Genomic DNA, 14,068 nt, shown 5'->3' with positions numbered 1-14,068 from the left:
ACCGAAAAATTGGTCCCACAAAAGGAGAAGATCTTTTTGCGGGACCTTTTTTGTGGTACAATACAACAAAAAAATCTATCATGAGGTGTGAAATGGAAAGAGACAACAGAGACGAAGACATGATGCTGAAAGGAACAAAACAGGAAATGCCGGGATTCCGTTTTCGGCTACTCCGGCCGGAGAAGAAACGGGAACTGTGGAATCCGGATTTTGAACTTTTATTTCTGCTTCGTGGGAGTGGAAGAGTCAGCTACGAGGACGGGGAAGTTCACAATCTCCCGATGGGATCTATCTTTGCGATCAACCGGTTTCAGATCTGTGACCTGGATCTGGACGAAGACGGACTTGCTCTGTCGCTCTGCGTTTCAGCGGAGACGATTGATTCATTTCACATTAAGCTGCTGAAATGTGAAGTCAAATGTCAGTCGTTTTTTTATATGGAAGATCAGCAGGAAAAATTTGATTTGATCCGGCGGGATATGGCACGGATCTTTCTTGAGATGTACAAGAATAATGAGGAACAACCGATCTATATGAAAAGCCGTGTGACGGCGCTTCTGGAGGATCTGCTTTTTTACTTTACATCCGGGGAAAAGGTGGAACAGGGCCGGGGCGGAAGGGAACGCATTCAGCGGGCATCAGACTATATTCTGCAGCATTGCCGGGAAGAGATTACGCTGGAGGATCTGGCGGATCATCTTTATCTGAGCCGTGCCTATATTTCACGGAGCTTTCCGCAGTATTTCGGTGTATCATTTCGGGAGTACGTGACGCAGGTGCGCCTGGCGCATGCCGTACAGGAAATGCACAGCGGCGCAACGCTGACGGAGATTGCCTATCACAATGGATTTGTCAATGAGACGGCGATGATCCGCGCATTCCGCAAATACCGCGGTATGACACCGAGCGAATACCGGAAGCAGATGGAATATACAGTAAAACAGCGTGAAAAGAAAGGAAAAGAGCGGGAAGAGGCGGCGGGAGACCATGATATTTTCCAGAGTCTCCTGCAGTATGCAGCGGTCACGGAGCAGGAGATTGAGACGATAAATGAGAGTGCCGTTTCCGTGACAGCGGCAGTAAACGGACGGAAACCAAGAGTGGCAGGCCACTGGAAGCGCGTGATCAATGCTGGCTATGCGGCAAGTGTGCTGAACCGCGAGGTGCAGGATGAGCTGGAACAGCTGGTGCAGGAGCTCGGCTATGAGCTGATCCGCGTAAAAGGAATTCTTGATGATGATATGTGCGTACTTCGGCGGAATATGTGGGGCGAGATTCAGTTCTGCTGGAACTATATTGATGAGGTGATCGATTTCATCCTTTCCACGGGAGCGAAGCCGTTGCTGGAATTCGGCCATATGCCGTTGCTGCTGGCAAAAACAGACCCGGGAAGAACGATGCGTCCGGCGCTAAGCAGCTCTCCGCGAGATCTGGCTGAGTGGCGCATGCTGATCAAAAACCTGATGGAACATCTAAGGGAACGGTATGGAATCAACCAGATGCGGCGCTGGATTTTCAACCCGTGGATCAGCGGAGACGTGATCACGATTGATGGAGGAGATGAGTTCTTTGAGACGTGGAAAGCATCGTACGAGGAGATGAAACGTGTGAGCCCGGATCTTGTAACATGTCTTTCCTTTGGTCTTGGACCGGAGGAACATCTCAAAGCCTTTATCGAAACTATGAAGGAAAAGGAATGTGTGCCGGAAATTTTTGCATTCCGCTCGTTTGGCACGGTGATCTATGGAGAGGAAGAGGAGAAAATGAATCTGATCCAGAACAACGAGAGCGTCAATATGATTGTGAGCCGCGACCCGGATTTTCTGCGGAACCGCGGGGAGAAGGTAAAAGGTCTGCTGCAGAAGGCTGGGCTTGGTGCACTGCCGGTTCTGGTGGATGAGTGCAGCAGCAACATCTGGCAGAGGGATCTGTGCAACGATACCTGTTATAAAGCGGCATGGCTGTTTAAAAATCTTCTGGAAAATGAAGAGGCGCTGCAGGGAATTGCGTATTTCTCGGTCAATGACCGTTTGGATGAAGTATTTCCGGCGCGGGAAACGTATCATGGAGGTTTTGGGCTGTTCACGATGAACGGCATTCCAAAGGCGGTCTGCACTGCGCTGCGGCTGCTCGGCAGAATGGGATCTCGTCTGGTGAAGCGTGGGGACGGCTATTTTATCAGCACGGAGCCGGAGAAAAACCAAAGCCAGATTTACCTGTACAACTATGTTCACTACGATATGCTGTACCGCTACCGCCATGCCGTGAATATTTCCCGCACGGACCGTTACCGCGTATTCAATATGGGGGAAATCCGGACCTTTTCAGTGAAACTGACCGGACTGGAACCGGGAAAATATTGCCTGCGGCTGTATAAAGTGACAAAAGAGCACGGCAGCAGCTACGATGCGTGGGTGCGGATGGGAGCTCCGGAGCGGATGAACCGGATGGAGCGCGCGATGCTGTGCCACAGTGCGGACCCGGAATACCGTGTCTGGGAGCAGGAAACCGACCCGGAAGGCAGCCTCACGGTGCAGGAACGCCTGGAGCCGCACGAGACGGCGCTGATTGAGGTGGAGCAGATTCTGTAAAATCTTCAAAAAATTGCACTCGCGGTGGGAGAATACAGAGAAAGAGTGGAAAAAAAGCAACAATATAAGAAGATCTTGCGACAATTCGAGTAGAAAAGGACGAAAATATTGTTTATACTGAAAACAACATAAATGCTAAATTCTACAGAAAAGAGGTATTTCAAAATGGGGAAAATATTTGATTACGATGGCGTGCCGGTGCTGCATACCACATCCGGCGATTTAAAAGGTTATTTTTATGACGGTGTTTACATTTACAAAGGAATTCCGTATGCATACGCAGACCGTTTCCAGATGCCGGTTCCGTCCAAATGGGATGGCGTGAAGGATGCGACAAACTACGGCTTTGTATGCCCGCTTCAGAACCAAGATACACCGAACGGCGAGCTTATGGTTCCGCACCGCTACTGGCCGCAGGATGAGCACTGCCAGTCCTTAAATATCTGGACAAACAAACTTGATCCGGAAGCCAAAAAACCGGTTCTCGTATGGTTCCACGGCGGTGGATACGCAGCGGGATCTTCCATCGAGCAGGTTGCGTATGACGGCGTCAGCATCGCAAAGAAAGGTGATTCGATTCTTGTTTCTGTCAACCACAGACTGAATATTTTAGGATATCTGGATCTGTCTCCGTTTGGGGAAAAATACAAAAACTCCGCAAACGCAGGCCACGCCGATATGGTGGCAGCCCTGCAGTGGGTACATGACAATATTGCCCTGTTCGGCGGCGATCCGGAGAATGTAACCATTTTCGGCCAGTCCGGCGGCGGAATGAAGGTGATTGACCTGATGCAGATTCCATCAGCAGACGGCCTGTTCCAGAAAGGCCTTGTCATGAGCGGTGTTATGGAGGACGATCCGCTCGGCGCAGGAGAGAAAGACGGCACGGAGATTATTACGGCAATGATGAAAGCGCTCGGCTTTGACGATGTGGCTCAGCTGGAAACTGTACCGTATCCGCAGCTTGCTGCTGCATATGCAAAAGTGGCTCCGGCGATTGCACAGAGTGGCGGCTACATCGGCGGCGGCCCGAAAAAGGGCGATTACTTCTATGGAAATCCATTCGACGCAGGCTTCCGTGAGCATGCACATCAGATTCCGATGATGATCGGAACCGTATACGGCGAGTTCGCAACGTTTGCACCGGCAGCTTATGATAAGAACAAACTGACAGCGGAAGAGATTCTGGAAATCCTCAAAAAGGTTTATGGAGACAATGCCGAAAAGGTTCTGGACGCTTTCAAAGAAGCATATCCGGAGAAGAACGGCGTAGATGTTCTTGCCATCGACCGTGCAATGCGTGAGCCGACCGTAAAACTTGCCAAACTGTTCGCAAAAGGCGGCGGCAAAGCATATCTCTACAACTTCGCTCTGGAATTCCCGTTCCAGCACGGCAAGCCGGCATGGCACTGCTCCGATATCCCATATTTCTTCGGAAACGCAGATCTCGTAGAAATTTGTGGCATCCCGGATGTCAGCGATAAACTGGAAAGCGAAATCTTCGGAGCACTTCTTGCCTTCGCAAAGAACGGCACCCCGGATCATGCCGGACTCCCGCACTGGCCGGAAGTAGAAGCAGAGGATGCGGATACCATGGTGTTTGACCGCAAAACGGAAGTAAAACACAACTACGATGATAAAGTGTTTGCAGAGATCAACAAAGTTCTGAAACCATGGAGCTTTATGGACATGATGGCTGACAATATTCAGCATTAAAAAGAACGATTCGACGCGGCATAAGCGAAATCGGGATGGAGCTCTGAAATATTAAAAAATTAGAATAAAAAAACCGCCTGTTTGATTTGAAAAATAAAAAAATCAAACAGGCGGTTTTTTCTGAAAATTCGGTGCTTTCAATCACATCTAAAGTATTATTCTAACAGGGTCACGGAAGAAAAACCAGTAAAAAACAGATTGTACTGAAAAAAATACAATCTGTTTTGTTGACACACTTGAAAAAACATGATAATCTAGAAAATGCACTATTATGGCAAGATATGCCTAAAACCTTTTGTTCAGGCATGAGCGGTAATAAATATATTATAACACAAGGGGTGACAACGTCAATGGAGAAAAACAGAATACGTCCGATACCTACCGGAAAAAGTATGCGAATGAGTTACCAGAGACAAAAAGAAGTATTGGAAATGCCCAACTTGATTGAAGTCCAGAAGGATTCCTATGACTGGTTCCTGAGAAGCGGACTCAAGGAAGTCTTTGATGACATTTCACCAATCTCCGACTACGGCGGACGGCTGAGCCTTGAATTCGTAGACTTTACACTGTGTGAAGATGACGTAAAATACTCAATCGAAGAGTGTAAACAGCGTGACGCTACTTATGCGGCACCGTTAAAGGTAAAAGTAAGATTATATAATAAGGAAAAAGACGAGATCACAGAGCACGAAATTTTCATGGGTGATCTGCCGTTGATGACAGCAACAGGAACATTCGTTATCAATGGTGCAGAGCGAGTAATCGTCAGCCAGCTGGTACGTTCCCCTGGTATTTATTACGGCATCGCACATGATAAGCTCGGAAAGAGACTGTTCTCCTGTACCGTAATCCCGAACCGTGGAGCATGGCTGGAGTACGAGACCGATTCCAACGACGTCTTCTATGTCCGCGTAGACCGTACCAGAAAAGTTCCGATCACAGTCCTCATCCGTGCACTTGGAGTAAGCTCCAATGCAGAGATCGTAGAGCTGTTCGGTGAAGAGCCGAAGATTCTTGCAAGCTTCACCAAAGATACTTCCACCAACTATCAGGAAGGTCTTCTCGAGCTGTACAAGAAAATTCGTCCGGGCGAGCCTCTCGCAGTAGAAAATGCAGAGAGCCTCATCATGAGCATGTTCTTTGACCCGCGTCGCTATGACCTGGCAAAGGTAGGCCGTTATAAATTCAACAAGAAACTTGCACTGCGCAGCCGTATCCGCAACCAGATCCTCGCTGAGGATGTTGTAGATCCGTCCACCGGTGAAATCCTTGCAGAAAAAGGCACCACCGTTACTCTGGAACTCGCAGACAAGATTCAGAACGCAGCAGTACCGTATGTATGGATTCAGACAGAGGAGAGAAACGTAAAAGTTCTTTCCAACTTAATGGTAGATCTGAAAGCATGGGTAGATGTTGACGAGGAAGAACTTGGCATCAACGAGAAAGTATACTATCCGGTTCTGGAAAAGATCCTGGAGGAAAATACCGATATCGAAGAGATCAAACAGGCGATCAAACGTGACATTCACGACCTGATTCCGAAACATATCACAAAGGAAGATATTTTCGCTTCCATCAACTACAACATGCATCTGGAATACGGCGCAGGAAATGCCGATGATATCGACCACCTGGGCAACCGTAGAATCCGTGCCGTAGGTGAGCTGCTTCAGAACCAGTACCGCATCGGTCTGTCCCGTATGGAGCGTGTGGTACGTGAGCGTATGACAACACAGGACATCGACGGAATTTCTCCGCAGTCCCTGATCAATATCAAACCGGTTACAGCTGCAATCAAAGAGTTCTTCGGATCTTCCCAGCTGTCCCAGTTCATGGATCAGAATAACCCGCTTGGAGAGCTGACGCACAAGAGACGTCTTTCCGCCCTTGGACCTGGCGGTCTGTCCCGTGACCGTGCCGGATTCGAGGTTCGAGACGTACACTACTCCCATTACGGAAGAATGTGCCCGATCGAGACTCCTGAGGGACCGAACATCGGTCTTATCAACTCTCTGGCATCGTATGCGCGCATCAACGAGTATGGCTTCGTTGAGGCTCCATACAGAAGAATTGACAAATCAGATCCGAAAAATCCGCGTGTTACCGACGAAGTAGTCTACATGACCGCAGATGAAGAGGATAATTACCATGTAGCACAGGCAAATGAGCCGCTGGATGCAGAAGGACACTTCCTCAACAAGAACGTTTCCGGACGTTATCTGGATGAGACCCAGTCCTACGAGCCGCACATGTTTGATTACATGGACGTGTCTCCGAAGATGGTATTCTCCGTTGCTACGGCGCTGATCCCGTTCCTTCAGAACGACGATGCGAACCGTGCGCTGATGGGATCCAACATGCAGCGTCAGGCCGTACCGCTGATGATCACCGATGCTCCTGTTGTAGGAACCGGTATCGAAGCAAAAGCAGCCGTAGACTCCGGTGTCTGCGTTGTTGCGAAAAAAGCAGGAACCATTTCTTATTCCTGCTCCAACGAGATCCGCATGAACAACGATGACGGAACAAAAGATGTCTACCATCTGACCAAATTCATGCGAAGCAACCAGAGCAACTGCTACAACCAGAAACCGATCGTATTTAAAGGTGACCATGTAGAGGCCGGCGAAGTAATCGCAGACGGTCCGTCTACCTACCAGGGCGAGCTTGCTCTTGGTAAAAACCCGCTGATCGGATTTATGACCTGGGAAGGATATAACTACGAGGACGCCGTTCTTCTTAGCGAGCGTCTGGTACAGGATGATGTTTACACTTCCATCCACATCGAGGAGTACGAGGCAGAGGCCCGTGACACCAAGCTTGGACCGGAAGAGATCACAAAAGACGTTCCGGGCGTCGGCGATGAAGCCTTAAAAGACCTGGACGAGCGTGGAATCATCCGCATCGGTGCAGAGGTACGTGCCGGTGATATTCTGGTCGGAAAAGTAACTCCGAAGGGAGAAACCGAGCTGACCGCAGAGGAGCGTCTGCTCCGTGCCATCTTTGGCGAGAAAGCAAGAGAAGTACGTGATACTTCCCTGAAAGTACCGCACGGTGAGTATGGTATCATCGTGGACGCCAAAGTATTTACCCGTGAAAACGGCGACGAACTTTCTCCTGGAGTAAACCAGGCAGTCCGCATCTACATCGCACAGAAGAGAAAAATCTCTGTCGGCGATAAGATGGCTGGTCGTCACGGAAACAAGGGTGTCGTTTCCCGTGTACTTCCTGTAGAGGATATGCCGTTCCTGCCGAACGGACGTCCGCTGGACATCGTGCTGAACCCTCTGGGTGTGCCGTCCCGTATGAACATCGGACAGGTGCTTGAGATCCACCTGAGCCTTGCAGCAGCAGCTCTTGGATTCAACGTTTCCACTCCGATCTTCGACGGCGCAAACGAGAAAGATATTCAGGATACCCTGGAACTGGCAAACGATTATGTAAACATGGAATGGGATGCATTCTCCGAGAAATATAAAGATATTCTGCTTCCGGAAGTATATCAGTATCTGGAAGAGCATCTGGATCACAGAGAACTGTGGAAGGGTGTTGATATCGCAAGAGACGGTAAGGTACAGCTCCGCGACGGACGTACCGGTGAGCCGTTCGATGGAAGAACGACAATCGGACACATGCATTACCTGAAACTGCATCACCTGGTAGACGATAAGATTCATGCCCGTTCTACCGGCCCATACTCCCTCGTTACACAGCAGCCTCTGGGTGGTAAAGCTCAGTTCGGTGGACAGCGTTTCGGAGAGATGGAGGTTTGGGCTCTTGAGGCGTACGGTGCATCCTACACGCTGCAGGAGATCCTGACTGTGAAGTCTGACGATGTGGTTGGCCGTGTGAAGACATACGAAGCCATCATCAAGGGCGACAATATTCCGGAGCCTGGTATTCCGGAATCCTTCAAAGTATTGTTGAAAGAGCTGCAGTCCCTGGCACTCGATGTCCGCGTACTGCGTGATGACAATACCGAAGTTAAAATTATGGAATCAGTTGATTACGGTGATACCAACCTGAACCACATCATCGAGGGAGACCGTTACTCTGACAGAGAGGACGAGAGATTTGGTGACTATGGATTCTCCAAGAAAGAATTTGACGGAGAAGAAATGGTAGATGTGGAAGAGGATGAAGAAGAAGACTCTTATCTTGATCTGGATGAAAGTTCAGATGATGACATGTAACTTGTAGATCTTCGCTTTGCGAGGAAAGGGGTAATCAAATGCCAGAAACAGCAAAAAAAGAAAATTACCAGATGAGCTTTGATGCCATCAAAATAGGACTTGCCTCCCCGGAGAAAATCCGGGAGTGGTCCCATGGCGAGGTAAAAAAACCGGAGACTATCAACTACAGAACGCTGAAACCGGAAAAAGACGGTCTGTTCTGTGAAAGAATCTTCGGACCAAGCAAAGACTGGGAGTGCCATTGCGGTAAATATAAGAAAATTCGCTACAAAGGCGTAATCTGCGACCGATGCGGCGTAGAAGTAACAAAATCCAGTGTGCGCCGTGAGCGTATGGGACACATTGAGCTGGCAGCTCCGGTATCCCACATCTGGTATTTCAAAGGAATTCCGTCCCGTATGGGACTGCTCCTGGATCTGTCTCCGAGAACTCTGGAAAAGGTTCTGTATTTCGCAAACTACATCGTTCTTGATGCAGGCGATACCAAATTACAGTACAAACAGGTTCTGACCGAGAAAGAATACCAGGATGCCAGAGAGGAGTTCGGAAACAGCTTCCGTGCAGGTATGGGTGCGGAATCCATCAAAGAGCTTCTGATGGCAATCGATCTGGAAAAAGAGTCTGCTGAATTAAAGGCAGGTCTTAAAGATTCTACCGGACAGAAGAGAGCCCGCATCATCAAGAGACTTGAGGTTGTTGAGGCATTCCGTGAGTCCGGAAACCGTCCGGAGTGGATGATTCTTGATGCGGTTCCGGTTATTCCGCCGGATCTGCGTCCTATGGTACAGCTTGACGGAGGACGTTTTGCAACATCCGACCTGAATGATCTGTATCGCCGTATCATCAACCGTAACAATCGTCTGAAGAGACTGCTGGAGCTCGGTGCACCGGATATCATCGTGCGCAACGAGAAACGTATGCTCCAGGAGGCAGTTGATGCCCTGATCGACAACGGCCGCCGCGGCCGTCCGGTAACCGGTCCTGGAAACCGTCCTCTGAAATCTCTGTCCGACATGCTGAAAGGTAAATCCGGCCGTTTCCGTCAGAACCTTCTTGGTAAACGTGTTGACTACTCCGGCCGTTCTGTTATCGTCGTAGGACCGGAACTGAAGATTTACCAGTGCGGTCTGCCGAAAGAAATGGCAATCGAGCTGTTTAAACCGTTCGTTATGAAAGAGCTGGTTTCCAACGGCACTGCACATAACATCAAAAATGCAAAGAAAATGGTCGAGAAACTCGAGCCGCAGGTATGGGACGTTCTCGAGGACGTCATCAAAGAGCATCCGGTTATGCTGAACCGTGCCCCTACCCTGCATCGTCTGGGTATCCAGGCGTTCGAGCCGATTCTGGTAGAAGGTAAAGCGATTAAGCTGCACCCGCTGGTTTGTACCGCATTCAACGCCGACTTCGACGGTGACCAGATGGCTGTCCATCTGCCGCTGTCTGTAGAAGCGCAGGCAGAGTGCCGTTTCATGCTTCTTTCTCCGAACAACCTGCTGAAACCGTCCGATGGTGGTCCGGTAGCCGTTCCTTCCCAGGATATGGTTCTTGGTATCTACTATCTGACACAGGAGCGTCCGGGCGAGAAGGGCGAAGGAAGCTTCTTCCGCGATATGAACGAAGCCATCCTGGCATACGAGAACGGATACATTACCCTGCAGACCAAGATTACCATCCGCTGCGAAAAAGAGATGGAAGATGGTACTGTAATGCAGCAGAACGTAAGCTCCACACTCGGAAGATTCCTCTTCAATGAGATTCTGCCGCAGGATCTGGGATACGTAGACCGTACGGTTCCGGGTAACGAGCTTGCGCTTGAGGTTGATTTCCTCGTTGCAAAGAAACAGCTGAAACAGATTCTGGAAAAAGTCATCAATACACACGGAGCTACCAAAACCGCAGAGGTTCTGGACTATATCAAGGCAACCGGATATAAATACTCCACCCGTGCAGCCATGACCGTATCCATTTCCGATATGACCGTGCCGCCGCAGAAGCCGGAGATGCTCGCCGAAGCACAGGCAACGGTAGACAAGATTACAAGAAACTTCAAACGTGGTCTGATTACAGACGAAGAGCGTTACAAAGAGGTTGTAGATACCTGGAAGAAGACCGACGATGCGCTGACAAAAGCATTGCTCGACGGACTGGATAAATACAATAACATCTTCATGATGGCTGACTCCGGAGCCCGTGGTTCCGATAAGCAGATCAAACAGCTGGCCGGTATGCGAGGACTGATGGCCGATACAACCGGACACACCATCGAGCTGCCGATCAAGTCAAACTTCCGTGAAGGTCTTCAGGTACTGGAATACTTCATGTCCGCACATGGAGCACGAAAAGGTATGTCCGATACCGCGCTTCGTACCGCCGACTCTGGTTACCTGACCCGTCGTCTGGTAGACGTTTCTCAGGACCTGATCATCCGTGAAATCGACTGTGCCGAGGGCAAGGACGAAATTCCGGGTATGTGGGTCAGCGAGTTCACAGACGGAAAAGAGCAGATCGAGAGTCTGCAGGATCGTATCACAGGCCGTTTCTCCTGCGAGACGATCAAAGACAAGGACGGCAACGTCATTGTAAAAGCAAACCATATGATCACCCCGAAACGTGCTGCCCGTGTCATCAAAGACGGCATCAACGAGAACGGTGAGCATTATACAAAAGTAAAAATCCGTACCATTCTTACCTGCCGTTCCGGTAACGGAATCTGCGCAAAATGCTATGGTGCCAACATGGCAACCGGCGAGGCAGTACAGGTTGGTGAGTCTGTCGGAATTATCGCAGCACAGTCGATCGGTGAGCCTGGTACACAGCTGACCATGCGTACCTTCCATACCGGTGGTGTTGCCGGTGGAGATATCACACAGGGTCTTCCTCGTGTCGAGGAGCTTTTCGAGGCAAGAAAGCCGAAAGGACTTGCCATCATCACCGAAATCGCCGGTGTTGCACAGATCAAAGACACCAAGAAGAAACGCGAAATCGTTGTTACCAATCCGGAAGACGGCGTATCCAAGACATACCTGATCCCTTACGGATCCCGTATTAAGATCGCAGACGGAACAGTTCTGGAAGCCGGAGACGAGCTGACCGAGGGTTCTGTCAACCCGCATGATATCCTGAAGATCAAAGGTGTACGTGCCGTTCAGGATTACATGATCCGCGAGGTACAGCGAGTTTACCGTCTGCAGGGTGTAGAAATCAACGATAAGCATATCGAGGTTATCGTTCGCCAGATGCTGAAGAAGATCCGCATCGAGGAGAACGGAGATACCGAATTCCTTCCGGGCGACATGGTAGACTTCCTGGATTACGACGAGACCAACAAAGCTCTGATCGCAGAAGGCAAAGAGCCGGCAGAAGGAAAACAGGTACTGCTTGGTATCACCAAAGCATCCCTGGCATCCGATTCCTTCCTGTCCGCAGCATCCTTCCAGGAGACCACCAAGGTTCTGACCGACGCTGCTATCAAGGGTAAGGTTGACCATCTGGTAGGCCTGAAAGAGAACGTTATCATCGGTAAACCGATCCCGGCCGGTACCGGTATGAAGTGCTACAGCAACATTCATCTGAATACCGACAGCATGATCGAGGAAGAAGAGGACGAGGATCTGATTCTGACCGAAGATCTTGAGGACGATGCTCCGGCAGCTCCGATGGCAGAAGCTCCGGTTGAAGAGCCGTCAGCTGAAGAGGAAGAGCCGATGCTCGACTTCGACTTTGAGGAAATGATTCCGTCAAAGGATGATACCGAGGAGTAAACCCTTCAACAAATAATAGCAAGGATTCTCCCACCTCTATAGGTGGTGAGATGAATTGCAAATAAGAAAGTTAACGGCAGTGGCGGGCGGAGAGAAATCGGTATCCCCCACTGACATGAGGCAAACCACAGTCAGCATTCTGCTGACATGTCAGACTCTGTGAAATTACCGACTGTGGATTGAAACAAGGTTAAAAAATAAATATGTCATTTGTGAAAAGCAGAGAATTTTCGGTTCGCCGGGGTCTCTGCTTTCCTTGTGTTTTCGGGAGCATTTTGTTACAATGGAGACAGAAAAGAGGGAAGCCTATGTGGATAAAAAAATTACCTGGCATCGTGGCAAATGCGGCGGTACTGATTCTGGATATATTTGTGATTCTGATGATTGCAGCGCTGTTTCTCCACCAGCAAACGGCGGGAGAGCGTGTGAAAGAGACGATTACGCGTTTTTCCACGACATCGGAGGAGTATTATTCCGAGGGAGAGGCATACAGCCAGAAGAGCGACCGGGTGCATACGTATGCGGTGAAAGAACAGTCTAAATAAGAGGAAAAGATGAGGTAAACTATGCTCCAGAAGTGGAAAAGAAAAGGAAAAAGATTCCGCCATGTGGAAAAAGACGGAGAAGAGACGACGGAGCTTTCTGTGAAAATACGGGCGGCAAAATTTCGTGATCTGCCGATGAGTCTGCGGATTCTGATCGTGAATCTCAGTCTGTTTCTGATTCTGTGCGCCGTATTTTTTATGGCAGGCGCGTATCTGTATGCGCCGCAGGCGGCAGGACGGAATTACGTGGAAGCATGCCTGGCAGGAGACTGGAACAGCGCGTACGATGTATGCCAGTTCCCGGACAGCACGTTTCTGTCGCGGAAGAACTACGTCAATGCAATGACCTGGAAAGCAAAACAGGACGGCACTGACGGGCAGGAAACACCGGAGATCAAGAGCTTTTTCATGCGCAGAAAACAGAATCTTGAGACCGGGGAAAACAGGATTTATACTGTGCGGTACACGTTAAAAGGCATGAGCGACTCGCAGGAAGAAACATTGGAGATCGCCGCCGGGGATACCGTAAAATGGAACTTCAAAGAGTGGTACGTTGTGCCGAAAGACAGCTGCGTGACGGATGTCGAAATCACCGTCCCGGCGGATGCCTCGTTCTATCTGGACGGCGTGCAGGTCGGGAAAAAGTATTTAAAAGAGACGGCAGATAACGTCAGCATCTACAAAATCCCGTATCTCTTCCTCGGCGGCCACACCATTGAACTGACCGAAAAACAGAAAGACCCATACCGCGAGATCGTCCTCGTGCAGGACAACAGCAGCATGGAATTCCTGCCGGATTTAAAACTCAACGATTCCACCGGCAAAACCATCGCCGACCGCGCAGAAGAGTCCCTGGACAAGGTATTCACAGCCGCAGCCGCCGGAAAATCCTTCAGCACCATCAAAAATGAATTTTCCGCCGACACCGCCGTACAGAAAACCGCCAAAGAACAGTACCAGCAGCTCTGCGATGCCTACCTGAACAGCGACACCAACACCGGAATCACCAGCATCACTGTGAGCAGCGTCTCCACAACCGTAACCAACGAATCCAACCAGATGAAGATCGAAACCAACGTGACCGCTGCGATCGAGCGACGAACCCGTTTCCTCCATTTCTTCCGCAAAACCAAAATAGAGACCGTCACCTGGAAACTCGAGTCCGTTGTGACGCTGGAAAACGAAAAATGGGTGATGGGCAGCGATTTCCTGACTAAAATAGGACATGAGGCATAAGGTGTTTGCTTCCGTTGTTCTGGCAA

General features: G+C 49.7%; 6 protein-coding genes. All 6 read left to right on the top strand.

What is annotated here, in order from left to right:
- Positions 1 to 92: 92 nt before the first annotated feature.
- Positions 93 to 2,591, top strand: a complete 2,499-nt coding sequence (locus tag DW743_RS10370) for a GH39 family glycosyl hydrolase (protein WP_158568555.1) — start codon at positions 93 to 95, stop codon at positions 2,589 to 2,591.
- A gap of 165 nt (positions 2,592 to 2,756) precedes the next feature.
- Positions 2,757 to 4,307 carry a carboxylesterase/lipase family protein gene (locus DW743_RS10365; protein WP_117761434.1) on the top strand — a complete coding sequence of 517 codons (1,551 nt, stop codon included), beginning with the start codon at positions 2,757 to 2,759 and terminating at the stop codon, positions 4,305 to 4,307.
- Positions 4,308 to 4,657: 350 nt separating this feature from the next.
- Complete coding sequence (rpoB, locus tag DW743_RS10360) at positions 4,658 to 8,497, top strand: DNA-directed RNA polymerase subunit beta (protein WP_117510452.1); 3,840 nt, start codon at positions 4,658 to 4,660, stop codon at positions 8,495 to 8,497.
- A 38-nt stretch (positions 8,498 to 8,535) separates the two neighbouring features.
- On the top strand, positions 8,536 to 12,261 hold the full coding sequence (rpoC, locus tag DW743_RS10355) for a DNA-directed RNA polymerase subunit beta' (RefSeq protein ID WP_117761433.1): 3,726 nt from the start codon (positions 8,536 to 8,538) through the stop codon (positions 12,259 to 12,261).
- 308 nt (positions 12,262 to 12,569) lie between these two features.
- On the top strand, positions 12,570 to 12,806 hold the full coding sequence (locus DW743_RS10350; RefSeq protein ID WP_055266947.1) for a hypothetical protein: 237 nt from the start codon (positions 12,570 to 12,572) through the stop codon (positions 12,804 to 12,806).
- A 21-nt stretch (positions 12,807 to 12,827) separates the two neighbouring features.
- Positions 12,828 to 14,042, top strand: coding sequence for a hypothetical protein (locus tag DW743_RS10345; RefSeq protein ID WP_117761432.1), 1,215 nt, complete (start codon positions 12,828 to 12,830; stop codon positions 14,040 to 14,042).
- Positions 14,043 to 14,068: the final 26 nt, after the last annotated feature.

The organism is Blautia sp. AM28-27, assembly GCF_003480905.1.
GTDB classification, from domain to species: domain Bacteria; phylum Bacillota; class Clostridia; order Lachnospirales; family Lachnospiraceae; genus Fusicatenibacter; species Fusicatenibacter saccharivorans.
This window is presented reverse-complemented; position numbering and strand designations above follow the sequence as displayed.